This is a genomic window from Roseibium hamelinense (assembly GCF_007830545.1).
Lineage (GTDB): Bacteria > Pseudomonadota > Alphaproteobacteria > Rhizobiales > Stappiaceae > Roseibium > Roseibium hamelinense.
This window is the reverse complement of sequence record NZ_VLLF01000001.1, coordinates 144718-170551: the sequence shown is the minus strand read 5'-3', so window position 1 is coordinate 170551 and position 25834 is coordinate 144718. Positions and strand designations below refer to the sequence as shown.

Genomic DNA, 25834 nt, shown 5'->3' with positions numbered 1-25834 from the left:
TCTCATCGAATGGTTGGATCTGGAGCCGCGTGACAACCCGGTACAAACACGCGTTCCGAAAAAACTACGCGTTGCCAGCCTCCGCCCCCTATTGTCAGCTTTGTCATTTCCTCGCTTTCCACATAGTTCAAAGTCGAAGGAAAAAAGCTTGTGCAGGGCGGCGCCTAGCGAACATGGCCTGCATTATTGACAGTTTTGTCATGTCCCTGCCAATTACAAGAACTACGCGTTATGGTTAAGATCCCCATGTTTTGAAAGCGCTGATACACAATGAAACGATCCATTTTCCCTTTGTCTTCTGCACTTGCCATTGTGTTATCCACAGGCACGACTGGTCTTAGTGCAGAAGTGGGCCCGCGCCCGGCCTACCTCATTTCAAAAATGCAGCCCGGCCCCTTGAAGGAGAAACTGGAAGGCTGCGCCGGTGCGCCTGTCGGCAAAACGCTGTTTTCCATCGGACATCGGGGCGCGCCACTGCAATTTCCAGAGCATACGGCCGAGAGCTACCGCGCCGCCCAGGTCATGGGCGCCGGGATCATTGAGTGTGATGTCACCTTTACCAAGGACAAGGAACTGGTCTGCCGCCACGCGCAAGACGACCTGAACACCACAACCAATATTCTGGCAACCGGGCTTGCCGGCCAATGCACGCAAGGCTTTGAACCCGCTCAAGGTGACACACCCGCCAGCGCGGAATGCCGGACTTCGGACATTACGCTGGCAGACTTCAAAACGCTGAACGGCAAGATGGATGCGGCCAATCCGTCTGCGGCGACGGTCGAAGACTATATGAACGGGACCGCACAGTGGCGGACCGATCTTTACGCCAGCACCGGAACCTTGCTGACCCATGCCGAGTCAATCGAGCTGATAAAGTCTCTCGGGGCAAAGTTCACGCCGGAACTCAAGAGCCCGTCTGTAGAAATGCCCTTCGATGGTTTCACGCAGGACATGTACGCCCAGAAACTGATTGATGAGTACAAGGCCGCCGGCATACCGCCGGAGGACGTCTGGCCCCAGTCATTTAACTTGAACGATGTTCTCTACTGGATAGACAACGAACCGGAATTTGGCAAGCAGGCCGTCTTCTTGGAAGGCCGTTATGCGCTGGATGGTTTTGACCCGTCCGCGCCTGAAACCCTGTCCCCGACCATGGAGGACTTGAAGGCGGCCGGGGTCAACTATCTTGCTCCGCCGATTTGGGTCTTGCTGACGCTTGAAGAAGGAAAGATTGTGCCGTCGGCCTACGCCAAGGCCGCGAAAGAAGCCGGACTTGAGCTGATCAGCTGGTCGCTCGAGCGCTCCGGGCCGTTGGACAGTGGCGGCGGCTGGTACTACCGCACCATTGCCGATGCGATCGAAAATGACGGTCAGATGTATGAGGTTGTCGATGTCTTGGCTCAAGACGTCGGGATTGCCGGACTGTTTTCCGACTGGCCCGCGACGACGAGCTACTATGCAAGTTGCATGGGATTGAAGTAACGGCTTTGTCGTCTGATCAAAAGACCAAGAGAGCGTCGGCAGAAAGGCCGACGCGATCTCGGTTTCAACGCACCTGATCCAGAATGCGCTTGCATTCGAGCAGCTCGAAAAGTGTCGATTGCAGCCGGCGAATGTCTTCCTTCGACAGAGCCTTGTCACTCGCAGTGACCGTTTCCGGATCGGACTGGCCGCGCAGCCGCTCCATCAAACGAAACCCGCCGGATTTCGCTGGTGCGGTCTTGTCGACGGGAGGGTCCGGCAACAGCCCTCTCGGCAAAGGCTCGTCGGTTTCGGGCGCCTCTGCAGCGGCAGGAGCGGTTTCCGCGGCCTGCGGCGGTGCCGTAACTTGGACCGGTTTACGCGGCTCGGCGTTTTTCTCATTCAGGCCTGCCAAAACCTGCACCGGAAGCCCATCGGCCTTCCAGACCTGCATCACGAACCGCGGCCCCTGCTCTTTCAGGATCCGCTGCACACCTTTTATGGTATACCCTTCACCATAAAGCAGGTGCCGGATACCGCGCAGAAGCTCGACATCGTCTGGACGATAGTAGCGGCGGCCGCCCCCGCGTTTAAGTGGCTTGATCTGGCTAAACCGGGTTTCCCAGAACCGCAGCACATGTTGCGGCAGGTCGAGGTCGTCTGCGACCTCGGAAATCGTTCTGAACGCGTCCGGGCTTTTATCCTGGGAACTCATGCTTGTTGGGTATTATCTTTATGAGTGGCGCTCGGTCAGAGCATCATTGATGCGTTGTTTCAAGACGTTGCTGGGCTTGAAGACCATAACACGGCGTGGCGAAATCGGCACTTCTTCGCCAGTTTTCGGGTTCCGGCCAATTCGCTCACCCTTGGAGCGAACAACGAAGGAGCCAAAAGAGGACAGTTTCACAGCCTCCCCGGTGACCAGACAATCAGAAATTTCTGAAAGCACGCGCTCTACGAGCTCCGAGGATTCGGTGCGAGACAGCCCCACCTTCTGGTAAACCGCTTCACACAAATCTGCTCGGGTAATAGTCTTGCCGCCCATAACCCCTCCTTGGCGAAAGTATCGATCTCGCTGAAATTGCTAGAAAACTGCCGTGGGGAGCTACGGTATTGTTTCTGGGGGGGGCGGTCAACAGGAAGTAGGGCCCGTAGCACTATTATCAATTCTGAACACTCATACCGAGAATTCAGAAACACCTACCACCTCAGCAAAATCGATCCCCATGTGAAGCCGCCGCCCATGGCTTCCAGCAGAACAACGTCACCCGGTTTCACCCGGCCGTCCTTGACTGCGGTGTCGAGCGCCAGCGGAATGGAGGCGGCCGATGTATTGCCGTGATCCTGAACGGTGGTCACCACCTTTTCTGCGGCAATACCGAGTTTTTTTGCGCTTGCATCAATGATGCGCTTGTTCGCCTGGTGGGGGATGAACCAGGTCAGGTCGTCCGATGACAGGCCCGTCGCGTCAAAGGCGTCTTCGATGACGTCGGTGATCATGCCCACAGCATGCTTGAAAACTTCGCGGCCTTCCATGCGCAGATGACCGGTCGTTTGCGTCGAAGACGGGCCACCGTCGACGTAGAGTTTTTCCTTGTGCCGTCCGTCGGACCGCAGATGGGATGTCAGCACGCCCCGGTCGGACATTTCCCCGTCGCTTTGCTGGCCTTCGAGAACGACAGCGCCTGCGCCATCGCCAAACAAAACGCAGGTTGTCCGGTCTTCCCAATCAAGGATCCGCGAAAAGGTCTCGGCACCGATCACCAAAGCCCGCTTGCTGAGCCCCGCTTTAATGTAGGCGTCGGCCGTGGCAAGCGCATAAACGAAGCCTGAGCACACCGCATGGACGTCGAAGGCCGCGCCATGAAAAATCCCAAGTTCTGCCTGGATCGTAACAGCCGTCGCCGGAAAGGTGTTGTCCGGGGTAGCGGTTGCCAGGATAATCGTGTCGATGTCCTGCGAATCAACTCCGGCACTCGACAAAGCGGCCTTTGCGGCCTTTATGCCGAGATCGGACGTCATTTCGCCTTCGGCGGCTATATGGCGCCTGCGAATGCCGGTCCGCTGCACAATCCAGTCATCGGATGTGTCGACGATCTTTGACAGATCGTCGTTGGTCATACAGTTTTCAGGCAGATAGCTGCCAGTTCCGATTATGATCGATCGGGTAACGCTCACAAATCACCTGTAGAAGTGGTCGCGGTCTCGCCGAAGCGGCCGCGGTGGTAGTGCACAAGGTCCTGCGCGATCTTGTGGGTCAGTTCGTTGCGCACCATGTCATAGGCAAGATCAATTGCGGCCGCATACCCTTCGGCATCCGTGCCGCCGTGGCTCTTGATCACAATCCCATTCAGACCCAGAAAAACGCCGCCATTGACCTTCCGCGGATCCATCTTGGCCTTGAGCAGATCAAACGCGTTCTTGGCAAAGAGATAGCCGATGCGGGACATGAACGTCCGGCTCATGGCAGACCGAAGATATCCGCCGATCTGTTTTGCGGTGCCTTCAGCGGTTTTCAGCGCGATGTTCCCGGCAAAACCTTCCGTAACAACCACATCGACGGTCCCCTTGCCCAGGTCGTCGCCTTCGACGAATCCGGCATAATCGATCGAACGCAGCGGCGTTTCACGCAGAAGCCGTCCTGCAGTGCGGACCTCTTCAAGGCCCTTGACCTCCTCGACACCGATGTTCAACAAACCGATGGTCGGGCGCTCAATACCGAACAGAGCCCGTGCCATTGCGCCGCCAAGAATGGCAAAATCGATCAGTTGCTGGGCATCGGCGCCAATTGTTGCCCCGACATCGAGCACGACAGATTCGCCGCGCGAGGTCGGCCATATAGCGGCGATCGCCGGGCGCTCGATATTCGCCATGGTGCGCAAGCAGAATTTTGACATGGCCATCAGCGCACCGGTGTTGCCCGCAGACACCGCAACTGCCGCATCGCCGGTCTTCACGGCTTCGATGGACCGCCACATGCTGGACCGCCACCGCCCCTGGCGCAGGGCCTGGCTTGGTTTGGTGTCCATGGCAATCGCGATATCGCAATGCTGGAATGTCGAGGCGTCGCGCACACGCGGAAACTTGTCGAGCAACGGTTTGACGACTTTCTCGTTGCCGAAGAGCTGAAAACGAATGTCGGGATGGCGGACAAGCGCGATCTCGGCTCCGGGAATGACCACTTCGGCACCCGAATCCCCGCCCATGACATCCAAGGAAATTGGAATGGTTTTCGCCATCAACCAGGTCTTTTGAAGTCTCGTTCAGAATGAGCTGCATATAAAGGCAAATCGCGCCGAGCCCTAAGACGGGTGCGTAGAAGCCACGAAACGGGGGCGAACATACCTGTTTCGCCGCGCGACACAACAGTTTTCACAGACAGCGCACCGGCTTTTGCCCGGCGGTTCACGCCTCACCCTGCGGCTTCAGCTTGGCGAGCGCTGCAAAAGGCGACGGCGTTTCGGCATCATCCGCCTCAGTTTCCTCTTGCGGCGCTTCAAAGGCCGCACCGGGCTTGCGCGGAAACGGATCTATGGAAAGCGCAAGCTGTTCACAAATGACAGCTCCCAGATCAATCACCCCGTCGATCATAACGTCCGGCGGGTCGAGTGATTCCAGTTCAATCTCGATTTCACCGTCGGCATTCAAATCGCGCGGTCTGCGGGTCTTGCGGGCCACCGCCTCGAACGTGCGGTCGACCTCATCCTCCAGCACGGTGTCAAAGTCTTCCAGGCTCACCACACAGCGCTGCACGATGTGCGCGCTAATCTTACCGGAGACCCGGGCTCCCGCCTTTTTCCACGGAGCGATGGTCAATTCGGCTTTGAGAGACTTCAAATCCGCCAGACCATAGTCCTTGGCAATCTTTTTGAGCGCCGCCGCTTCCGGCTCTACGACCAGTGTCTTCGTGGCGTCTCCGAAACGTTCGGCGTTGATTTTGTGTGAAAACGGAAAGTCTCGAGTGCTCATGCTTTTGCTTCTTGGATTGCGCGTTCCCTGGCCGGCTACGGCGCACCGGCAGAGATGAACTCTTGCGGGTCGGGCCACCTGAATGTGCCTGACAGCACGTCCTTAAGGTCCTGGGCAGCCAGGTTCCTGTCTGCCTGCAGCATGTACTGTGCCAGCGCCCGTTGTGCAATCGGCTCTTCCGCGTCAGGGTAGACGTTTCGGCCGACGGCTGCTTCCAAGCCGTCAAGGTCCCCTTCATTCAACAAGGGAGAATAGGCATCGGCCCGGCCGTAAAACGCTTCCCCCATCACTTTGACTTTTTTCGGAACACGCGTGTCGGTCACGCCCATCTCGCGCAATGAGGCGTCCATGTCGGCGAAAAAAAGGTCAAAAACATTCTGGCCAAACTCCGCTACCTTTTTATCTTCGCCCTGAAGGCGGCGGAAAAACAGAATTGCATGAATGAGGATCATGTCATACCGGCCATCGATTGTGTCGGGCACAACATTGTCGGTGTAAAAAACCGGCTGCCGCGCTTGAGCCACGATCTCGACATAGACCTTGTGTTCAGCATCGTGAGAACGGCGGCGGAAAAGGCCGAAGACCATTTATGACTCCCTACATGTGGTGTTGCCTTGTGCCCTAACCCACGTTAGGGACGTTGCCAAGAGACCTTTGAGACCATGGCCGGGTTGAAGAACCGGCGCTACAGGAAGACACAAATGACGCTGAAGGCCCACGCTGTAATCATTCCGCTTCTCGTCAGCCTGCCATTGGCCGGATGCTTTACACAGACCTACACCCACGGGCATGTGATCACCAACGACATGCTCTCCCAAGTCCAAGTCGGCTCCAGTAAAGAAAATGTAGAACTTGTTCTAGGAACGCCATCAACCACTTCAAGCCTGAACGGCGAAGCCTACTACTACATTTCACAAAAATCCGAGACCACAGCGTTCCTCGCGCCCGACATTGTCGACCAACGTGTTGTGGCAGTCTATTTTGACGAAGACGGGTTTGTCCGGGACCTTGGAAACTATGGCATGGAGGACGGCAAGGTCGTCGACTTCATCACCCGGACCACCCGGACCGGTGGCACGGATTACGGCTTCCTGACGCAAATATTGCGCGGTGCTGCAAACCCGGGCCTTGGACTTTAGGCGTTTTTCGCAAGCGACATGAGAAAAGCCCCGGATCATCTCCGGGGCTTTTTTGTTGACTGCGCTAATCAGTGGGCCAGAACCGCCAAGAGCAAGAGGGCTACGATGTTGGTGATCTTGATCATCGGATTGACGGCCGGACCCGCAGTGTCCTTGTAAGGATCGCCAACCGTGTCGCCGGTCACCGATGCTTTGTGCGCCTCCGACCCCTTCAGGTGGGTCGTACCGTCCTTGTCGACAAAGCCGTCCTCAAAAGACTTTTTGGCATTGTCCCAGGCGCCGCCACCGGCCGTCATCGAAATGGCGACAAAAAGGCCGGTCACGATCACGCCAAGCAACATGGCGCCCACGGCTGCAAACGCATCGGCCGGCGTTGCCACGGCCCGCACGATGAAAAACACCACGATCGGCGACAGAACGGGGAGCAGCGAAGGCACGATCATTTCCTTGATCGCGGCCTTGGTGAGCATATCAACCGCCCGGCCATAGTCAGGTCGTTCGGTGCCCGCCATGATCCCCGGCTTTTCCTTGAACTGGCGCCGCACTTCCTCAACGACAGAACCGGCGGCGCGCCCGACCGCAGTCATGGAGATGCCGCCGAACAGGTAGGGCAGCAAACCTCCAAACAGCAGCCCCGCCACAACATAAGGGTTCGACAGATTGAACAAGGTTCCAACATCGATGCCCTCAAACACAGACCCAGGAGCCGCGTTGGCAGCAAAGTACTTCAGATCTTCGGTGTAAGCGGCGAACAGTACCAGTGCGCCCAGGCCCGCAGAGCCGATCGCATAACCCTTGGTCACCGCCTTCGTGGTGTTGCCAACGGCATCGAGCGCATCTGTTGTGCTGCGCACCTCGGCCGGAAGGTCGGCCATTTCGGCAATGCCGCCGGCATTGTCAGTCACCGGGCCGAAGGCATCCAGCGCAACCACCATACCTGCAAGCGCCAGCATGGTGGTCACCGCGATCGCAATGCCGAACAATCCGGCCAGCGAATGAGCCACCAGGATGCCTGCGATGATGATGATCGCCGGAAGCGCCGTTGCCTCCAAAGACACTGCAAGACCTTGAATGACGTTGGTGCCGTGCCCCGTAACAGATGCCTGGGCGATGGAACGCACAGGACGGAAGCCGGTCCCGGTGTAATATTCGGTCACCCAAATGATCAAACCGGTTACGACCAAGCCGACCAGGCCGCAGTAAAACAGGTGGCGGGCCACAAAAGTGGTGCCGGAAGTGGTGGTGTATTCGGTCCCCTGCCCCAACCAGAAGAAAGTAATGATTGCCAAGGCGACCGCGGAGAGCAGCGCTGTTGCAATGAACCCTTTGTAGAGCGCGCCCATGATCGATTCATTGGCGCCCAGCTTCACAAAAAAAGTGCCGATGATTGACGTTACAACACAGCTTGCACCGATCACCATCGGTAGCAGCATTAGCTCGATCGCTTGCGCCCCGGAGAAGAAGATCGATGCCAGAACCATGGTTGCGACGACCGTTACCGCGTAAGTCTCGAAAAGATCCGCCGCCATCCCTGCGCAGTCGCCAACATTGTCGCCAACATTGTCTGCGATTGTCGCTGGATTGCGCGGGTCATCTTCAGGAATTCCGGCCTCGACCTTGCCAACAAGATCACCGCCAACGTCAGCGCCTTTGGTGAAAATACCGCCGCCGAGACGGGCAAATATCGAGATGAGAGAGGCGCCAAAACCGAGCGTAACCAATGCATCGATAACGACCCGGTCCGTTGGTGCATAACCCATTCCGGCGGTCAGCACAGCGTAGTAGACCGCGACGCCCAAAAGCGCGAGACCGGCGACAAGCAGGCCCGTCACAGCGCCCGATTTGAAGGCTATTTCAAGCCCGGCGGCCAGCGACTGGCTGGCAGCTTGGGCGGTACGCACGTTGGCGCGCACCGACACCATCATGCCGATGAACCCGGCGACACCGGAAAGAACGGCGCCGATCAGAAAACCGATGGCTGCAGTGCCCGACAAGAGCACCCAGGCAAGAACGAAGACGACAGCGCCTACGATGGCGATGGTTGTGTATTGTCGGGTCAGATAGGCTTGCGCCCCTTCCTGGATAGCACCGGCAATTTCCTGCATTCTCGCATTGCCGGCATCCGCTGCCATCACCGACTGAATTGCCCACGCACCGTAGGCAATGGACAACAGCCCACAGACGATGATCACCAAAAGCTCGCTCATAGTTCCTCCCAAGTCTATGACGAGCTGTGGTTAATTGTGTTTGTCAGCTCGCCCCAGAGCAACCGGTCACGTGACCGGAGCATCGACAGGACTCACGATAGCAGCAAACTTTGCTATGGCGTCAAGTGAGCTTTACAAAATGGGCAAATATGACCAAAAGTCAGACAAAGTTGCGGCGCAGCATATTCGTTAGCAATTGCAATATTACAACCACCCAATACTAAACAGTTGCAACGCCTTTTCTTTCATGGGTGAGCAACCACACCAGCAGCGCAAGGCACAGAATAACAAAAGGAAATACCAGCCAGTTGACGGTAGACCAGCCGAATGCATTGAGCAGTGCGCCAGAGGAAAAAGAGGCTGCTGCCACGAAGCCGAAAACCAGAAAGTCATTGGTTGCCTGAACCATATTCCGCTCTTCTGGGCGGTATGTGTCGGTGAGCATCGCTGTTGCGCCGATGAACCCGAAGTTCCAGCCAAGTCCAAGAAGAATCAGGGCCACCCAGAAATGAGCGAGCTCAATGCCCATCAGGGCAACGATCGAACAGCCCGCCAGAAGCGCCAGTCCAATCGCCACAATCCGCTCCTTTCCGTAGCGGGCGATCAAATTTCCGGTGAAAAAGCTTGGGCCGAACATCGCCAGCACATGCCATTGAATGCCAAGCGCAGCATCGGTTTCGGACAGGCCGCAGCCAATCATGGCGAGCGGCGTCGCTGTCATGACGAGGCTCATTAGCGCGTAGGAGCAGATGCCGCACGCTGCAGAAACGATGAAGCGGGGCTGACGCATGATCTGTGCTAGCGGACGGCCTTTTTTATCGCTAGTTTTTGGTTTGGGCGGCTTTGGAATCTGCAGGAACGCAAGCAGGCACAAGGCGATCAACGACAGCCCGGCTTGAGCCAGATAGGTTCCGGCAAACAGGATCGGAGAAAACAGGTCCTTGGTGGCGATAACCGTTTGCGGACCGACCACGCCGGCAAGAACCCCGCCCGCCAGAACCCATGAGATTGCCTTGGGCTTAAAGGCCTCACTGGCAGTATCGGCTGCCGCAAACCGGTATTGCTGCACGAATGCGCCCGCAAAGCCGCCCAACGCACAAGCGAATACGAATAGAGGCAAAGCGTCCTGGAACACGGCGTAGGAGGCCAGAACCCCGGCAAGAACGCCAAGGAGCGCTGCCCCCATGAAACCAAACCGGCGGCCATAGCGCCGCATGATCATGCCAGCGGGCAGTGTTCCAAAGGCGGTTCCCAGAACCATGGCAGAAACCGGCACTGTGGCGAGCGCCTTGTCTTCGCCCAGCATCATGTAGCCAACCAGCGGTCCAGTCGCGATGACAATCGACGCCGACGCCCCGCCTATGGCCTGCGCCAGCGCGAGCAACACGGCATTGCGGCGTGCAAGGCGGTCGTCAATCAAGGGTGACATATGGGTGGTGGCCGACATTCAAAGACTCAAGGCAGGCTTAGGACGGCCCCTTGACTACACCACAGCGCGGCTCACGGCAGCCCCAAATTACCAGGGAGAGGCGCTTGAGGCCTCAAAAATGCAGAAATCCCTTCGGCCCTGTCGCATCAACTGGAACACCGTCGTCGAGCAAGACCACTTGGCCAGACCCTTCGCGCACTTTGCCAATCCGGCTGACCGGACACTGCGCGGCCTCGGCTGCGAGCCGGAACGCGTCGGCTTTTTCAGCGGGAACGGCTGCAAGGATCTCATAGTCGTCGCCGCCGTTCAGGCAGCCGAGAAAGGCGGCAAAGTCTGCTTTGCGCAGCTGATGCATGGCAGGCGAAAGCGGAACCTGATCCAGTCTAATCTCAATATCGACATTTGAGGCTGCCGAGAGATGCCCTGCATCAGCAAGCAGGCCATCCGATACATCCATGGACGCCGAGGCGTATTCGGCAACAACAGGTGCCAAACGTGTGCGCGGCTGCGGCAGAAGATACCGGTTCAGAACATGATCTGCCTGCGCGGATGAGAAGCCCCCCCGCGACGAAAATCCCTTGTCCAACCGAACCTTGAGGCCAGCTGCCGCATCCCCGATCGTGCCGGACACAAACAGCGCATCGCCGTTTGACGCACCCGACCGGCGCACAGCACGGTTTGTGGGCACCTCTCCAATCGCCGTTATGGAGACCTGAAGGCCATTGCCCGACCGGATCGTGTCACCCCCATAAAGCACCAGATCAAACGCGGCTTGATCCGCGCTGAGCCCGCAGCAAAACCGCTGCATCCATTCCGCCGTCCAATCGCGATGAAGGGCAATGCCAAGAAGATAACCGCGCGCGGCGGCGCCCTTGGCGGCAAGGTCAGACAGATTGACCCGAAGCGCCTTGGCCGCGATCGCCTCGGGTGGGTCTTCAGCGAAAAAGTGTACGTCTGCTGCGAGAATGTCCTTGGTCAGAACCAGGTCCATCCCGGGGCTGGGTTCCAGCACGGCAGCATCATCTGTCAAACCTGCACTGCCCGGATGATGCGCAAGCGGTGCAAAATAGGTCTTGATGAGCTCGAACTCTCCTGGCCGCTCCACGGCCATATCAGGCTCCGCCGTCTGCCTTTGCATTGCCCAGGTCTGCCTCGCGCAGATCGTGGGCAAGACGGTCCAGCACCCCGTTTACAAGACCAGGCTCATCACCTTCAAAGAAGGCTTTGGCAACATCGATATATTCGGTGATGATCACTTTCGGCGGAACATCCTTACGGCGCAAAAGCTCAAAGGATCCGCAGCGCAGAATGGCGCGCAGCAAACTGTCGATCCGCTTAAGCGGCCAGTCTTCAACCAGCGCCTTGTGGATGAACGGATCGATCAGCTTTTGGTCCGATACAACGCCGGAGACGATGGATTTGAACCACTGCTCGTCAGCTTCGCGATATTGCTCGCCGTCGAGTTCCTTGCCCAGCCGGAAGGCGGTGAACTCGCTGATGACGTTTGTCATCGGCACTTCACCGACATCCATCTGATACAGCGCCTGAACGGCCGCAAGGCGGGCCACGCCGCGCTTGTTCGCAGGCTTAACGGATCTCGGTTGTGATTTTTCGACCTTTTCGGTCATGTCAGGTCATACTCCCAGGCGTTCGCGCAGCTGGATCATCTCCAGCGCAGCTTGTGCTGCTCCGCCGCCCTTGTTCTTCTCGCTCACCCGGGCGCGGGCCCAAGCCTGCTCTTCGTTTTCAACTGTCAGGATACCGTTTCCGACGGCCAGGTCGGCATCAATCGCAAGATCCATGACCGCACGCGCGGACTCGTTCGCAACAATATCGTAATGGGATGTTTCGCCCCGGATGACACAGCCAAGCAGAACAAACCCGTCGTAAAATGTGCCATCACCTTCCATGGCTGTCAGGGCCATGGACAGCGCTGCCGGAATCTCCAAGACGCCTGGAACCGAAATCCGCTCATAGCTCGCGCCGGCGGCTTCGATCGTCTGAATCGCACCTTCCGCCAATGCATCGGCAAGATCGGCGTAAAAACGGGCTTCAATGATCAAAAGTTTTGGTGCAGCTGTCATGGGATCCAATCAACTTCCTTAAGGCCGCGAGAGGAACCATGCCCACCGCGATTTGTCTAGCCTGATTCCCGCACAGCAGGCCTGCGCGGGGCACAATCACTTATTCTGGTAAATCCGGAGGCTCTGCCTTACGCCTGCTTTGCAAATTCCGCAAGCCGCGCGGCATATCTGGCCATCATGTCCACTTCAAGATTCACCTTGTCGCCGACATTACGCTCCGACCATGTGGTCACATCCAATGTGTGCGGGATCAGAAAAACGGAAAACAGGTTCCCGTCGGCCTCATTCACCGTCAGCGATGTGCCATCTAGGGCAACCGAGCCTTTTTTGGCAATGAAACGTGCCAGTTCGGCAGGTGCCTCAAACTGGAAATAGACACTGTCGGGATGGTCTTCGCGTTTGGTGATGGTCGCCAAGCCGTCAACATGGCCAAGGACCAGATGACCACCCAGCTCGGCTCCCATTGAAAGTGACCGTTCGAGATTGATCTTCATGCCAGGTGCCCAGCGGCCAACTGTCGTCAGCGCGAGCGTCTCTGCACCCGATTCCACCTCGAACCAGTTACGGTTGTCCCCCTTGCCCTTGGCAACAACGGTATGACACGGGCCGCCGCAGGCGATCGACGCGCCGATATCGATCGTGTCCGGGTCGTAAGTCGTTCCAATGCGGGTTTTCAGGCCGGCCGGGATTTTTTCGACACTCTGGATCTCGCCGAGATCGGTTACAATGCCAGTGAACAAGATTAATCTCCACGCCGTCTGAGATACAGGTAGCGGTCATCGCCTAGGCAGCCCGCGTCGATCCGTGCGAATGTGGGATCTGACAGCACAGCGTCAAGTTCCATGCCGGCAAGCGCTGGAACGCTGCCTTCCCCCAACTCGATATTGCCGGTGACAACGCATAGGTCGTCGACAGCCCCAGCCTCCAGGAAAGCGCGTGCGACACGTGCCCCGCCCTCGACCATGACCCGTGTAATTCCACGGGTTGCGAGCGCCCGCAAGGCCGTCTCGATCTCGATATGGCCGTTGTTTGCCGGAACCCGGATCACGAGCACCCCGCAAGCGCTCAACGCCTGGACACGGTCAGGGTCCGCATCATTGCCGCAAATGAGCCAAACAGGCACCTCCGGGCTCGTGCGGGCCAGTTTCGAATTAAGCGGCAAGCGGGCTTCTCGGTCCAGGACCACCCTCACAGGAGACCGTTTGGCCATGCCGGGAAGGCGGCAGGTCAGCTGCGGATCATCGGCAAGTGCCGTGCCAATACCAATCAGAATTGCATCATGGGTCGCCCGGAAGCCGTGGACATGACGCATGGAAAGATCGCTTGAAATCTTGACCTGTCCGGCGCCCTTTTTGCCGATGTACCCGTCCCTGGAGACAGCAAGCTTCAAAAAAACATGCGGCTTTTGCATGGTGATGCGCGACGTAAATCCGTGGTAAAGCGCCTCGCAGGCCGCCTGATGCACGCCGACGGCCACATCGATACCAGCATCTTGCAGCATCTGAACGCCCCGCCCGGAAACACGCGGGTTCGGATCGCGCATTCCAATGACAACCCGTTCGACGCCGGCGTTGATCAAGGCAAGGGAACAGGGCGGCGTGCGTCCGTAATGCGAACAGGGCTCCAGAGTGACAAAACACGTTGCTCCCATCGCCTGATCACCGGCGGCACGCAACGCATTGACCTCCGCATGGGATCCGTTTGCGCTGCCCGGCGGCGACGTGACACCCCGTCCGGCGATGACCGGCTGGCCCGCCTCGTTTTTGCGGACGATCAGACACGCAACCGGCGGGTTGGGCCAGACCTTTCCAAGGCCGCGGCGGGCAAGCCGCTCTGCTGCGGCCATGTATCGAAGTTCGGTGGTGGCATCAAAGGTCATGGCAAGAAATATGCAAAAGGACAGAAATCAACGGAATGGGTCTAAAGGTCTTGCACCGGCTGTTCCTCCGGGCCGCTCAATTCATCCAGCAGCGCCTCGAAGTCCTTGGCTTCCCGGAAGTTTTTATAAACGGAGGCAAACCGGACATAGGCCACATCGTCAATGCCCTTCAGGCCTTCCATAACGTGGTTTCCGATCATTTCTGCAGGAATGTCGCTCTCGCCCGAGCTTTCAAGCTGACGGACAATGCCGCTGACCATCCGATCGATCCGTTCAGGCTCAACGGGACGCTTCCGGACAGCGATTTGAACCGAGCGCATCAGTTTTTCGCGGTCGAACGGGACCCGTCGGCCGGATCTCTTGACCACCATCAACTCGCGCAACTGAACACGCTCAAAGGTCGTAAAACGGCCGGCGCAGGTGGAACACACCCGGCGCCGGCGAATGGTGGTGTTGTCCTCGGTGGGGCGGGAATCCTTGACCTGGGTATCTTCCCCACCGCAATAAGGACAGCGCATTTACATCTCCAGCAAATCAGCGGCTCGTCATGAGCCTTATGCCGGGTATATCGGGAACCGGTCCGTCAGCGCAATCACCTTGGTCTTCACAGCCGCTTCAACATCGGCATTGCCCTCTTCCGGATTGCCGGCCTTGAGCCCGTCAAGCACTTCGCTGATCAAGAGCCCGACTTCGCGAAACTCAGCCACACCGAAGCCGCGTGTTGTTGCTGCCGGCGTGCCAAGACGGATGCCGGACGTGACCATCGGCTTTTGTGGATCGTTCGGAACACCGTTCTTGTTGCAGGTGATGTTGGCCCGGCCGAGCGCCTTTTCCGTGTCGCGGCCCGTCAGCTCTTTCGGGCGCAGGTCAACGAGCATCAGGTGTGTGTCTGTGCCACCAGAGACGATTTCAACTCCGCCGGAACGCAGCGTTTCTGCAAGAACCTGTGCATTTTGGCGGACGGACTTGATGTAGGACTTGAAGCTCGGGTCGAGCGCTTCACCGAAGGCAACGGCCTTTGCAGCAACCACATGCATGAGCGGCCCGCCCTGAAGCCCCGGGAAAACAGCCGAATTGATCTTCTTGGCAACGTCTTCCTTGTTGGTCAGCACCAAACCACCGCGCGGGCCGCGCAGGGTCTTGTGGGTCGTTGTGGTTGCAACGTCCGCATGCGGGAACGGGCTCGGGTGTTCACCGGCTGCTACGAGACCGGAAAAATGCGCCATATCGACCATCAGGTATGCACCGACCTCATCGGCCACTTCGCGAAACTTGGCAAAGTCGATTTGGCGCGAATAAGCGGATCCGCCGGCAATGATCAGCTGAGGCTTGTGCTCGCGGGCAAGTGCGGCCAGCGCGTCATAGTCGATCAGGCCGGTATCGGTGTCGAGACCGTATTGAACCGCGTTGAACCATTTGCCGGACAGGTTTGGCTTGGCGCCGTGGGTCAGATGCCCGCCTGCATCCAGGCTCATGCCGAGGATCGTGTCACCCGGCTTGATCAGCGCGAGGAAAACGGCCTGATTTGCCTGGCTGCCCGAGCTTGGCTGAACATTCGCGAATTCACAGCCGAACAGTTTTTTTGCACGATCGATTGCCAGCTCTTCTGCAATATCGACAAACTCACAGCCACCGTAATAACGCTTGCCCGGGTACCCTTCCGCATATTTGTTGGTCAGCACCGATCCCTGCGCTTCCAGAACAGCACGGGAGACGATGTTTTCAGACGCAATCAGTTCGATTTCATGCTGCTGGCGGCCAAGTTCCTTTTGAACGGCGCCGAACAGTTCGGGATCTGCCTCTGCAAGACCGCGGGTAAAAAAGTCCGAATGTGTTGTCTGGCCAGTTTCGGCATCGGTCAGGGACATGGCACCATCCTTTTCACGGTGTTGATGGGTCGCCCCGGCTTTGGCAGCGGCGGGCGGTCACGGATTGCAGGCGCAAGACCCTGCGTCGTTAGGCCGTGGGACTAGCATGCTTGCGCAAAACAACCAAGGGCCATACCGACGCAGCGCACTCTCAAAAACGACAACCGACGCCCTGCTGAGCTTTTTTAGTTGCCGGCTCTTTCGTTCACAGGTGGCCGCAGCGCCTCTGCTTTTTCAAGCGCTGCATCCAGGGCACCCATGAAAGGTGCATAGTCTGCATGCAGATAGTGAAACAAGGCGTTTTCGCCGATAACACGGATTGGCATAACGTCATCTGGCAGCACATCTCGGCGCTTGAGTGCGGTGATGGTGGTATCGATCGCCAGCACCGCATCAATTTTTCCTGAAACGAAGTGGGACCACATGTTGGGTCCGTCAACGTACCGCACGAAACTGAAGGTATCTGCGTGCGCCTCCGCGTAATTTTCATGCCATTTCCGGCCGATCACAAAACCGATGCGGCTCGAACGGTCCAGCGCCCCGCGACCTTCCCGGGTCCAGACTGCCTGGTGGAATTGCACAATGGGAACGGAAGAGCGCACAAATGCTGTCTGATAGCTGCTTTCAATCACCGGCAACCGATAGAGTTCGCCGTCAACCTTGCCTGCATTAAACGCCAGAACCCCCCGGCGGCCAGGATATTCAACCACGTCAAGGTCACAACCTAGTTGAGCATAGAGCGGCCTGACATGAGCCAGCAAAATACGGTTCAATGCGGTTTCGGCAACGGTGGCGAGCTGACCGGGGCACTCGTGATCATCTGCCGAAGCCGGAACAACCACCCCGGCAAACACAATAAAGGCAGCAAGTAAGCGCATAAACCCAAGCTCTCAAAAATAGAAAACTCCAAAACACAATTCCGATGCCATGAATTATAAAATATTTACTGAACTTACTTTTACGAGCAAAGCCATCTGACGCAACGTATGAAGATCGCCGACAAATAAGAATTCCGGCTTTAGCGTTCAAAAATGGACCGGCAGGCTCGTCGGCCGTAAACCAATGAGCGCGATACCCTGAAACACTGTTCCATCAAGATAATAATTTTCAAAACGTACCTTTTATTTACAGTTTCGCCGATAGGCTCCCGTTAGGTCAGGGAGACTGCATGAAGCTTGCGTCATGGATAACCGATGCGCGGAATTTGCCGACAATCGCGTACAGCCTGGGTCTCTTGATCCTGGGCCTGCTTGCGTCCGGGATCTGGTATTCCACTTCCCTTCTGATTCAGGAGCAGAACCGGATCGGCGTTGAGGTGAACGTTGCCGGACGGCAACGCATGCTCAGCCAGCGCATCGCCATGGTCTCGCAGGACATGCTCCGTTTTGAAACTGTTCTGAACGCGCAAAGCCGGGACGTGATCAAGGGCTGTGCCGATCTTTTGCTGCGAGCCCATGTCGCGCTTTTGAACGGCAAAGTGGACAGGCTTCAGTCTTCGATCGAAGAGGGATTGTCGTGTCGGTCCGGGGCGCCGGATCCGCTCGTCGCGCGTGATATGGACGAGAGCATAGACAGGGCCTTTTACGGCGGGGTGCCATCTCTCGATGAGCTCGTCCGTGAGTATGTCCGTCTTGCCGACGGGATCTCATCTGGCAGTGAACTGTCTGAAAAGAAGATCGAGGATCTGGTCCAGCTTGCGTATCTGACGCTGCCGCAAAAACTCAACAAACTGGTCTACGAGCTGCAAAAGAAGGGCGAAGTTTCGATCGCCTCGCTGTCACGCTTCAGCATGTTCATGTGGATTGCCACGCTGATCGTGATCGCGCTGGAGGTGATCATCATTTTTCGCCCGATGGCCCGGAAAATCAACACGACGATGGAACAGCTTAACACTGCCCTGGCACGGGTGACCCGCCGCGAAGCGGCCCTTGCCGACGCCAATGAGCAGATATTGGAAAGCATCAATTACGCACGCAAAATTCAGGAAGGCATTCTTCCAGACCTCAAGGAAGCGCGGCAAAGCGTCGGCGACATAGCTGTCCTTTGGGAACCTTTACAGGTAGTGAGCGGTGATTTTGTCTGGACCTCGCGCCGCAATGGAAAGCTTTTCCTGTTCATCGCGGATTGCACCGGTCACGGCGTGCCAGGCGCCTTGATCACCGTCGTCGTCGCTGCGGCCCTGGAACAGCTTTTGGAAGAAGAGCAGAGTGACGATCCCGAGACAATTTTGCTGGCCTTGGACGACAGCGTCCGCAAGCGGCTCAAACAAGACATGCCGGCCGACCCGAACGACCCGACGGCCACTGACGATGGCTTTGAAGCCGCCCTTATGATCTTTGACGAGAATGACGCCACTATTTGCTATGCCGGGGCCGGCATTCCGCTGCTGGTCAAGACAGACGAAGGAGTGGAGCGTATTTCCGCTGACCGGCATCGCCTCGCCTACCGCAGCTTGCGCAAGCCGGACGCGTTCAAAGTCACAACGCGCGCCGTTCAGCCGGGCGAGAGCTATTACCTGACAACGGACGGCACCACAGATCATGTTGGAGGGGCTCCGAAAAGAACGTTCGGGCGCAAACGGTTTGCCAATGTCCTGGCGACCACTTCCAATATCGACCTGACGGGTCAGCTTGAAGACCTGGACCGGCAACTGCATGCCTTCCGCGGCAGCGAACCCCCGCGCGACGATTACACCGTGCTGGCAGTAACGCCTCTCACCGACACTTCGCGCGCCCAAAACGCCGCCTGACGAAAGTGAATCCATGCTTGCACAAGACATTTTGACATTCCGGAACGAGCTGCAAAAGCGCAACACCCTGTTTGCCTATTCTGGATATCTGTCCGAAGCACTCCTGTTTTCCCTTGGTGGCACGGTCAAGCAACAGCTCGAAATCAAGAACACCGAGAGCAAAACCGTCCGGCGGGTGTTCTCCGTATTTGTTGAGCAGGTGCAGAACGTGATCCGCTATTCCGACGAAAAAGAGTGGCACACGGACGATAAACGCGACCGGCAGTCGGCAGGCGTGATCGCGGTAGGCATAGAAGACACCCGGTTTTTCGTAATCTGCGGCAACACTGTCAAGCAGTCGGAAGCCCCAAAACTCGAGGCCCGGCTTAACGAAATCGTCAGCATGGATGAACCGGAGCTGCGGCAGCACTATAAACAAAAGCTCCGGGAAGAGCCGGAGGAACAAAGCGAAGGCGGGACAATCGGTTTGCTGGAGATCGCCAGGCGCGCAAGCGCTCCGTTGCAGTTTGAATTCATGACGCTGGACGAGGAACGGCAGTTCTTCGTGCTGAAAGCCTATATTTGAGGGGAGCAGAAGATGGAAAACACCGCTCTCAACATCGACCAGACTCCCCGGTCCCCCAAGGTGTCCTTTGATCCGGCGACAGGCACCCTCGAAGTGTCTGGTGAAAGCTATCCGGAAGATGCGAGCCTGTTTTACGGCCCGATCCTGAAGACGTTGAAAGGCTGGCTGTCGGACGAAGACGGCCCGTCTGTGACTGTTGATATTCGCCTGATTTACTTCAATTCATCCAGCGCCAAAGCGATCATGAACATGTTTCAGATGCTGGAGGAAGCCGCCGAGGATGGACGCTCCGTTACAGTAAATTGGCACTATGACGCGGATGACGACGCCATGGAGGAAATGGGTGAGGACTTTTCCGAGGATTTCGAAAGTGCGACGTTCAACCTGAAACCGGATCTCACTGCCTGATGAAGTCGGTGCCCAAACGAAAAGAGAAATCGATGGACGCAGATCCGCACGGTCTCAGCACACCTGAAGCCGAACAGGATCAGGCCATGCTCAAGGCCGGCGGCAAGGACGAAGCTGACTTTACTCTGTTTGACGAAGAAGACCGCATCCTTCTGGATGCAGAAGCAGCTCTCGATAATCTCACTCACGCAACCGGTTTGGTGAAGTCGCTCTCCCGCGCCTACAAGCGTGCCGTGCGGGATCAAAAACGCATGGTGCGTCTCTGTGACCGGATGCAGGAAGAACTGATTTCGGTCAAAGAAAAGCTGCAAGGCGAAGTCAAGGCGCGCGCCGAACTGGCTGAACAATTCCGGATCATGGCCACAACAGATGCTCTGACCGGGGTGTTTTCCAGAGGGCATTTTCTGGACCTGTGCGGCTACGAAGTGAACGGCCGCAAAAGAACGCTTGAACCGCTAGCGATAGCCGTTCTCGACGTTGACCATTTCAAGTCAGTCAATGACACGCATGGTCACGCCGGCGGTGACAAGGCGCTTCAAGAGATCACCGAGACACTGCGCTGCAATTTGCGCCCGAGCGATTCGATCGGTCGGATCGGCGGCGAGGAATTTGGCATCCTGATGCCCGCGACACATGCTGAAAACGCGGAAAGGCTGGCAGAACGTCTGCGGCGGCTTGTTGCGGAAACCCCCATCGAGACCGAAAAAACCACATTCAAGGTGACTGCAAGTTTTGGGGTGTGCGCGCTTGAGGGTGCGTTGCCGGACCGCAAGGCCGGCGAAGCGGATCCGGTCGCGAAAATCATAAATGCAGCCGATGAAGCGCTCTATGAGGCAAAGGAAAACGGCAGGAATCAGGTCATCCTCACACGAATGCCCGCCAGTGATTAAGTGGCCAGCGCGTTAAAGACTGCCGGTCTGCCGTAATTGCGGCCAAAGCCTCAAAACGTTCCGAAACCCCGCCCGTCCTGTTTACGGAACGGGTCAACATCCGATTTCTCGCGTTGCAGGCGGCGCTGCAATTTTCGCAAGGCGATTTGTTCCAGATCACGCTGAGGCGCTTGCTGCGGTCCGAAAACGACCACTTCAATCCCGGTCGCGCCATCAATCGCGGCAACCCGGATCTGTTGCCCGACTTGTTGAAACTCGAAATAGACTTCGCCCGCGCGCGGTGTGTTTGAAGACATTCTGGCCGACCTAATGACGATCCCCTGAGTATAGGGCCGACTGCGGCCAAAAAACAGAAGAGGCGGGAAATCATCCCCGCCTCTTCCTCGCCAAATCGCTTCGTATCAAAGCCTAAAGGCGCGCCTGCGTGTCAACCGGCGCTGCGCTGTACAGATCATCGCGGTTGTAGATGTCTTCGCGGAAATGCACCACGCCATCGGAATTCGCCCACGCAGTTACGTAGGTCATGTAGAGCGGGATGGTGGATTTCAGTTTCACATCTTCCCGGGCACCCGTGCGGATGACCTCGTCAACCCGGGCCCGGTTCCAGTCCGGAGTGGTGGACTGCAGAAGCCAGGTCACGAGTTCGCGGACATTTTGCACGCGTACGCAGCCGGACGAGTGGAACCTGTAGTCGGACCCGAACAAGCTTTTTGACGGTGTGTCATGCAGGTAGACCTGATGCTTGTTGTGAAAGTTGATCCGGACCGAGCCGAGCGAATTGATTTTGCCCGGATCCTGGCGGAACCGGTACTTGGTGGCCTCGTCCGTGTTCCAGTCGATCTGCTGCCAGCTCAATTCATCACCGCTGTTCCAGTCAAGGATCCGGATATCATTCTTTTGAAGATACTGCGGATCCTCCTTCATTTTCGGGATGAGGTCCTTGCGGATAATCGAGACCGGAACTGTCCAATAGGGATTGAAGTTCAGTTCATAAATCTTGCTGGTCAGGATCGGCGTCTGGCGGTCGATCTTGCCGACCACCGCGGTATGCCGAGACCGCACCTGGCCGTTTTCGACAGCTTCGATTTCAGCAGCCGGAATATTGACCATCACATAGCGGTCGCCGAGAAAGCCGGACATCGAACGCAACCGGACCAGGTTGGTTTCCAGCTGACGCAAACGAACCTGAGCGGGGATATTCAATGCTTCGATGGTGCCCTGCCCCAGAACCCCGTCGGGGATCAGGCCGTGCCGCAACTGGAACCGTCGCAGACCAGCATCCACGTAGGAGTCGAACGTGTTGGACATACCTGCGGTCTGTTCCAAATCGCCGGAGGCCATCAGACGCTGGCGCAGTTCAACCACGCGCTTGTCCCGGGCGCCAATGCGGATTGGGCGGCCCTCGGTAGAAACTGTGCCCCAACCACCCATCTGCACGATGCGCGAATATTGGTCGATGGCGACCGCAATATGGTTTGCGGTTTCAGGCGACAGCGTGGGCGCGCCGGATTTCATGGCCTGAAGAGATTCAACCGTCGATTGGAAATTGTCTTCCCATTCGACCCGTTGATTGTAGTTGCGAAGTGCTTCGAGAGGAGATTCGGCCAAAGCCACGCCCGGCGCGATCACACTGGCGGACAGGGCTGCAAAGGCAAGCAGCGCAGACCGGCTGCATTCCTTAAAGGAGCCCAAGACAGTTTGAAGGAAATCCGGCTGTTTCCGGAAAGTGACCATGATCAACCTCGTTTCACCCGTATTTGCTGCGCAAAGGTCCGGCAACACTCGCCGTATTTTTCCTCAACGCCAATCCCGTTTGCGCCTTTTTTGGACCACTATGATTAACAAATCACATTCAGACCCGAAAGGTGCGCAGAAACCGTTGCGTTCCGCCATCAACTTTTCGCTAGGGTAAGCCCCGCTTAAGACACCGCAATGTGTCGAGATAATGTCGCGGCCTGCCAAACGGTTTCCTTAAAGGGATCTTCCAACAGGAGACAGACAAATGCAAAACGCCGCCCCGTCTGCCCCGGAGCGGCGTTTTTGTCATCTGGAACTGTGCCTTGCTTAGAGGCGATATAGGATCTGGTCGGTCCAGAAGCGCTCAAGACGGCGCAGTGACTTGTTCAGAACAACAAAATCCTGAGGACCGATCTCACCGACCTGTTCGACCGACAGGATGTGGCGCTCATAAAGATTATTGACGATCTTGGCGACTTCCTGGCCCTTGTCGGTCAGGCTCACACGAACCGACCGGCGATCCATGCGCGAGCGCTGGTGGTGAATGTAACCTGTCTCGACCAGTTTCTTGAGGTTGTAAGACACGTTGGACCCGAGATAGTAGCCGCGCGTGCGCAACTCTCCAGCGGTCAGCTCAGCGTCGCCAATGTTGAACAAAAGCAAAGCCTGGACGCTGTTCACATCGGAACGGCCCATACGGTCGAATTCATCTTTGATTACGTCAAGAAGTCGTCTGTGGAGCCGTTCAACGAGCGTAAGGGCTTCCATGTAGAGCGGCTTAAGCTCCAACTCGCCTTCGCTTGATGCCACTCCATCGACTGCCCTGGTTGCGGTGATCATCTGTCTGCGCCTCTGTTTCCTGTCATTCGGTGGATATTTGTTTTTCCTACCTTGATGACGAATTTACAGAGATGCTTCTAAAATACGTTTAAAAGACACGCTGAATCATTAGTTAATCTTCAAAAACAATCCAGACGTGCCTTTTTAGATTTTGTTTACTACGATCCGCGCAAGTATTTCACGATCGCAGAGAAGTCTGTGCCCTCGCCTCCGGAGTTGCAAAACAGCGCATAAAGCGCGGCCGCCTGCGCCCCGAGAGGGGTCGCAGCCCCGGAACTTCCAGCGGCCTCCTGGGCAAGTTTCAAGTCCTTCAGCATCATCTCTGCGGCAAAGCCCGGCTGATAATCCCGGTTGGCGGGAGATGTCGGAACCGGCCCGGGTACCGGACAATAGGTTGTCAGCGACCAGCATTGACCGGACGCCGTTGAGGAAATGTCGAACAGCTTTTGCGCATCAAGGCCCAGACGTTCCGCCAGAACAAAGGCTTCGCTGACACCGATCATCGAAATGCCAAGCAGCATATTGTTGCAGATCTTGGCGGCCTGACCGTTGCCGCTGCCCCCGGCATGCACAATCGTCTTGCCCATAATGTCGAGAAACGGCCTGGCCGCTTCAAATGCAGTGTCAGAACCGCCAACCATGAAGGTGAGCGTACCGGCTTCAGCACCGCCAACGCCGCCTGAAACCGGCGCATCGACCATATGTATGGCTTTGTCCTTGGCCGCGACGGCAACTGCGCGGGCGCTGTCGACATCAATGGTGGATGAATCGATCAGGACCGTTCCCGGTTTCGCGGTTTCGAGAATACCGCCCGGCTCCATGTAGATTTGCCGGACGTGTTTGCCGGCTGGCAGCATGGTGACGATGACATCCGCATCCCGGGCGAGCTCGGCAACGTCCGATGCGCGTTTGCCACCAAAGCTCTCCAGTTTTGAAAGCGCGGCCTCTGACAAATCAAAGCCGGTCACTGCGTGCCCGGCTTTTAGCAAATTGGCCGCCATCGGCCCGCCCATGTTGCCCAGACCGATAAACCCGATCGATGTTGCCATGGTTTCCTCCCATTTTTGATTGTTCAAAACCGCAAACGACGTCTGCCCGCGCTTTTTAGGACGCTAGGTGTCCCGCGCCTCGCGTTCGGTGAGATATAAAAGCAAGAGATAAATCGCGATGGTCAGCAGATAGAAGGCAATCTCGTAAGGGCGCCGGCCAAACATGTCGGCGAAAGCCGTGTGCATCAAGATCTGGCATCCGGCGCGGAAAAACCACATCACGGTGCCCCAGGACACCGTCAGCCAGAGGCCGATTGCTGCCACGAGGTCCAGGACGGCGAAAAACACGGTTACGGTCTGCCAGCTGAGCGGCATGTCCCAGAACCACGTATCCCGCCAAGGCACAATCCCGATGATGCGCGCCCAATGAATGATGCCGCCGCCCAGCAGCAGCAAGGCCATGCACCGCAAATAGAGCACCATGACGGCGCTCCAGGGCGGACGGCTGCGAAGCAGGTCGGCAAAACTCGTGATCATGGCGCAACCCCGTTGCTAAAGCGGCAAATCACCGCCTTCAGGCTCCTCGAAATACGCTGACAATTCTGCGCTGTCCACCTCGTTCAATCCGGCCGGGGACCACTTTGGGTCGTGGTCCTTGTCGACCAAAACAGCACGAACGCCTTCAAAGAAGTCATGCCCCTGCAGGATCTTGGATACGATCCGGTATTCCAGCGTCATGCACTCTTTAAATGAAAGGTCTGCGCCGCGCTGCATTTGTTCAAAGGCAATGTGAACGCTGGTCGGCGATTTCGCGCGGATCGCATCAGCGGTCTTGCTTGCCCATTCACTTTCATCCGCTGCAAGACACGCAAGTATGCTGTCCACGGACGCCCCGCCGAAAGCGTCTTCGATCAAATCAGCCCGGCTCATCAGGCCAGATTCGCCCGGATCCTGGTGATGTGCACCAATCAGCGCTTCGGTGACGTCCTCTTTTTCGAGATCGGCTAAAAGATCGCTCAACCCGGATCGCTTCACAGTATGGGTTAAGATGCCGGTCGCAAAGGCGTCTGGCTGTTTCAAGCGACCTGCAGTCAAGGCGCAATAAACACCCGTGCGCTGTGGCATGCGCGGCAGAAAATACGTTCCACCAACGTCGGGAAAGAAGCCGATGCCGGTTTCGGGCATTGCAAAAGTCGTGAATTCGGTTCCGACCCGATAGGTGCCATGAACCGAAACGCCCACGCCGCCGCCCATGACGATGCCGTCAATGACCGCGATGTATGGCTTGGGATAGGATTTGATCTTGGCGTTGAGCAGATACTCATCCCGGAAGAAGTCGGTCAGATGGTCTGTCTCACCGGCCCGGCGCGCGTCATATATGCTGCGGATGTCGCCGCCGGCACAAAACGCCTTTTCACCTGCCCCGGTGATCACGACCCGGTGGACATTGCTGTCCTGTGCCCATGCGTCGAGTTTCGCGGACAGATCCTTGACCATGTCATGGTTCAAGGCGTTCAAGGCTTTGGGCCGATTCAGTGTGACAAATCCGGCATGGCCGCGGATCTCGAACAGGATCTCGTCGCTCAAGGCAAATACTCCAGGTGACGGCGGGAAAAGTGG

At 57.1% G+C, this 25834-nt stretch carries 28 protein-coding genes; 6 read left to right on the top strand and 22 right to left on the bottom strand.

Going from position 1 to position 25834, the window contains the following annotated elements:
• The first annotated feature begins 270 nt into the window (after positions 1-270).
• Positions 271-1482 carry a glycerophosphodiester phosphodiesterase family protein gene (locus JM93_RS00820; protein WP_145340164.1) on the top strand — a complete coding sequence of 404 codons (1212 nt, stop codon included), beginning with the start codon at positions 271-273 and terminating at the stop codon, positions 1480-1482.
• Between the two features lie 64 nt (positions 1483-1546).
• Here the strand turns inward: JM93_RS00820 and JM93_RS00815 are convergent, their stop codons facing one another.
• From JM93_RS00815 to JM93_RS00790, 6 genes are all read right to left on the bottom strand, one after another.
• Positions 1547-2176, bottom strand: a complete 630-nt coding sequence (locus JM93_RS00815) for a MerR family transcriptional regulator (RefSeq protein ID WP_145340163.1) — start codon at positions 2174-2176, stop codon at positions 1547-1549.
• Positions 2177-2194: 18 nt separating this feature from the next.
• Positions 2195-2506, bottom strand: a complete 312-nt coding sequence (locus tag JM93_RS00810) for an integration host factor subunit alpha (RefSeq protein WP_145340162.1) — start codon at positions 2504-2506, stop codon at positions 2195-2197.
• A gap of 155 nt (positions 2507-2661) precedes the next feature.
• Positions 2662-3639, bottom strand: coding sequence for a beta-ketoacyl-ACP synthase III (locus JM93_RS00805; RefSeq protein ID WP_145340161.1), 978 nt, complete (start codon positions 3637-3639; stop codon positions 2662-2664).
• Positions 3636-4700: a phosphate acyltransferase PlsX gene (gene plsX, locus JM93_RS00800; protein WP_145340160.1), complete on the bottom strand. Its 1065-nt coding sequence runs from the start codon at positions 4698-4700 to the stop codon at positions 3636-3638. The genes JM93_RS00805 and plsX overlap by 4 nt, the downstream gene beginning before the upstream one ends.
• A gap of 166 nt (positions 4701-4866) precedes the next feature.
• A complete protein-coding gene (locus tag JM93_RS00795; protein WP_145340159.1) occupies positions 4867-5430 on the bottom strand; it encodes a YceD family protein in 564 nt (187 codons plus the stop codon).
• A gap of 35 nt (positions 5431-5465) precedes the next feature.
• Complete coding sequence (locus JM93_RS00790; protein ID WP_145340158.1) at positions 5466-6017, bottom strand: ubiquinol-cytochrome C chaperone family protein; 552 nt, start codon at positions 6015-6017, stop codon at positions 5466-5468.
• A gap of 114 nt (positions 6018-6131) precedes the next feature.
• Here JM93_RS00790 and JM93_RS00785 point away from each other — a divergent pair, with 114 nt between their 5' ends.
• On the top strand, positions 6132-6569 hold the full coding sequence (locus JM93_RS00785; protein WP_145340157.1) for an outer membrane protein assembly factor BamE: 438 nt from the start codon (positions 6132-6134) through the stop codon (positions 6567-6569).
• A gap of 68 nt (positions 6570-6637) precedes the next feature.
• Here JM93_RS00785 and JM93_RS00780 read toward each other — a convergent pair whose 3' ends face one another.
• The 10 genes from JM93_RS00780 to JM93_RS00735 all read right to left on the bottom strand — a co-directional run bounded on the left by JM93_RS00780 (position 6638) and on the right by JM93_RS00735 (position 16914).
• The gene (locus tag JM93_RS00780; RefSeq protein WP_145340156.1) at positions 6638-8776 is read right to left on the bottom strand and encodes a sodium-translocating pyrophosphatase; all 2139 of its coding nucleotides are present in this window, start codon (positions 8774-8776) and stop codon (positions 6638-6640) included.
• A gap of 220 nt (positions 8777-8996) precedes the next feature.
• On the bottom strand, positions 8997-10223 hold the full coding sequence (locus tag JM93_RS00775) for an MFS transporter (protein WP_145340155.1): 1227 nt from the start codon (positions 10221-10223) through the stop codon (positions 8997-8999).
• Between the two features lie 94 nt (positions 10224-10317).
• Positions 10318-11316, bottom strand: a complete 999-nt coding sequence (thiL, locus tag JM93_RS00770) for a thiamine-phosphate kinase (protein WP_145340154.1) — start codon at positions 11314-11316, stop codon at positions 10318-10320.
• Between the two features lies 1 nt (position 11317).
• Complete coding sequence (gene nusB / locus JM93_RS00765; RefSeq protein WP_145340153.1) at positions 11318-11833, bottom strand: transcription antitermination factor NusB; 516 nt, start codon at positions 11831-11833, stop codon at positions 11318-11320.
• Between the two features lie 6 nt (positions 11834-11839).
• Positions 11840-12289, bottom strand: a complete 450-nt coding sequence (ribH, locus tag JM93_RS00760) for a 6,7-dimethyl-8-ribityllumazine synthase (RefSeq protein WP_145340152.1) — start codon at positions 12287-12289, stop codon at positions 11840-11842.
• A 128-nt stretch (positions 12290-12417) separates the two neighbouring features.
• Positions 12418-13032 carry a riboflavin synthase gene (locus tag JM93_RS00755; protein ID WP_170230522.1) on the bottom strand — a complete coding sequence of 205 codons (615 nt, stop codon included), beginning with the start codon at positions 13030-13032 and terminating at the stop codon, positions 12418-12420.
• A complete protein-coding gene (gene ribD, locus JM93_RS00750) occupies positions 13032-14168 on the bottom strand; it encodes a bifunctional diaminohydroxyphosphoribosylaminopyrimidine deaminase/5-amino-6-(5-phosphoribosylamino)uracil reductase RibD (RefSeq protein ID WP_145340150.1) in 1137 nt (378 codons plus the stop codon). Before ribD ends, JM93_RS00755 begins: the two co-directional genes overlap by 1 nt.
• 41 nt (positions 14169-14209) lie before the next feature.
• Positions 14210-14686, bottom strand: a complete 477-nt coding sequence (gene nrdR / locus JM93_RS00745) for a transcriptional regulator NrdR (protein ID WP_145340149.1) — start codon at positions 14684-14686, stop codon at positions 14210-14212.
• Between the two features lie 36 nt (positions 14687-14722).
• Complete coding sequence (gene glyA / locus JM93_RS00740) at positions 14723-16036, bottom strand: serine hydroxymethyltransferase (RefSeq protein ID WP_145340148.1); 1314 nt, start codon at positions 16034-16036, stop codon at positions 14723-14725.
• Positions 16037-16221: 185 nt separating this feature from the next.
• Positions 16222-16914 carry an ABC transporter substrate-binding protein gene (locus JM93_RS00735; RefSeq protein WP_145340147.1) on the bottom strand — a complete coding sequence of 231 codons (693 nt, stop codon included), beginning with the start codon at positions 16912-16914 and terminating at the stop codon, positions 16222-16224.
• 290 nt (positions 16915-17204) lie between these two features.
• Between JM93_RS00735 and JM93_RS00730 the strand changes: the two genes are divergently transcribed.
• Genes JM93_RS00730 through JM93_RS00715 form a run of 4 tightly spaced genes read left to right on the top strand, consistent with a single transcriptional unit; the run spans position 17205 to position 20648 of the window.
• Positions 17205-18785 (top strand): SpoIIE family protein phosphatase, encoded by a 1581-nt coding sequence (locus JM93_RS00730; protein WP_145340146.1) that lies wholly within the window; start codon positions 17205-17207, stop codon positions 18783-18785.
• A gap of 13 nt (positions 18786-18798) precedes the next feature.
• Positions 18799-19350 (top strand): SiaB family protein kinase, encoded by a 552-nt coding sequence (locus tag JM93_RS00725; RefSeq protein ID WP_145340145.1) that lies wholly within the window; start codon positions 18799-18801, stop codon positions 19348-19350.
• A gap of 12 nt (positions 19351-19362) precedes the next feature.
• Complete coding sequence (locus JM93_RS00720; RefSeq protein WP_145340144.1) at positions 19363-19758, top strand: DUF1987 domain-containing protein; 396 nt, start codon at positions 19363-19365, stop codon at positions 19756-19758.
• Positions 19759-19790: 32 nt separating this feature from the next.
• Positions 19791-20648 carry a GGDEF domain-containing protein gene (locus JM93_RS00715; protein WP_170230457.1) on the top strand — a complete coding sequence of 286 codons (858 nt, stop codon included), beginning with the start codon at positions 19791-19793 and terminating at the stop codon, positions 20646-20648.
• Between the two features lie 50 nt (positions 20649-20698).
• On the opposite strand, the gene JM93_RS00710 is transcribed toward JM93_RS00715, so the two are convergent.
• The 6 genes from JM93_RS00710 to JM93_RS00685 all read right to left on the bottom strand — a co-directional run bounded on the left by JM93_RS00710 (position 20699) and on the right by JM93_RS00685 (position 25801).
• A complete protein-coding gene (locus JM93_RS00710; RefSeq protein ID WP_145340142.1) occupies positions 20699-20944 on the bottom strand; it encodes a DUF6898 family protein in 246 nt (81 codons plus the stop codon).
• Between the two features lie 112 nt (positions 20945-21056).
• A complete protein-coding gene (locus JM93_RS00705; RefSeq protein ID WP_145340141.1) occupies positions 21057-22382 on the bottom strand; it encodes a L,D-transpeptidase family protein in 1326 nt (441 codons plus the stop codon).
• 330 nt (positions 22383-22712) lie between these two features.
• Positions 22713-23225: a transcriptional regulator LdtR gene (gene ldtR, locus JM93_RS00700; protein ID WP_145340140.1), complete on the bottom strand. Its 513-nt coding sequence runs from the start codon at positions 23223-23225 to the stop codon at positions 22713-22715.
• Between the two features lie 158 nt (positions 23226-23383).
• The gene (gene mmsB / locus JM93_RS00695) at positions 23384-24274 is read right to left on the bottom strand and encodes a 3-hydroxyisobutyrate dehydrogenase (RefSeq protein WP_145340139.1); all 891 of its coding nucleotides are present in this window, start codon (positions 24272-24274) and stop codon (positions 23384-23386) included.
• Between the two features lie 63 nt (positions 24275-24337).
• Positions 24338-24751, bottom strand: a complete 414-nt coding sequence (locus JM93_RS00690; protein ID WP_145340138.1) for a DUF6163 family protein — start codon at positions 24749-24751, stop codon at positions 24338-24340.
• 15 nt (positions 24752-24766) lie between these two features.
• Complete coding sequence (locus JM93_RS00685) at positions 24767-25801, bottom strand: enoyl-CoA hydratase/isomerase family protein (RefSeq protein WP_145340137.1); 1035 nt, start codon at positions 25799-25801, stop codon at positions 24767-24769.
• Positions 25802-25834 lie beyond the last annotated feature (33 nt).